Annotated in this window: 1 pseudogene; it reads right to left on the bottom strand. The window is 74.5% G+C overall.

What is annotated here, in order from left to right:
- A pseudogene (locus EOE48_RS29580) lies at window positions 1-298 on the bottom strand (ShlB/FhaC/HecB family hemolysin secretion/activation protein); the annotation flags it as partial.

Raw genomic sequence — 298 nt, 5'->3', positions numbered from 1 at the left:
AGGGCGCGCGAGCGGATCAGCGGGTAGCGCAGGCGGGCCGAATACCGCGAGAAGTCCGAGGCGATGCCGAGCGTGCCGGGGCCTGCCCGCGGGGCGGTGCGGGCGTCGGTGGCTTCGAGGTTGAGGATCAGCCCGTCGAGGCCGAGCGGCAGGATCAGGCCGACGGCGAGGGCGCGGTTCCTCGGCTCCTGGGCGAAGAAGCTGCGCTCGCCGCCACTGTACGGGGCGCCGGAGGCGCGGAAGTACAGGGTCTCGCCGTGGCCGGTCGGCGAGTTGAGGTCGAGGCCGGTGCCGAGCG

The sequence above is a fragment of the Methylobacterium oryzihabitans genome (genome assembly GCF_004004555.2).
GTDB classification, from domain to species: domain Bacteria; phylum Pseudomonadota; class Alphaproteobacteria; order Rhizobiales; family Beijerinckiaceae; genus Methylobacterium; species Methylobacterium oryzihabitans.
This window is presented reverse-complemented; position numbering and strand designations above follow the sequence as displayed.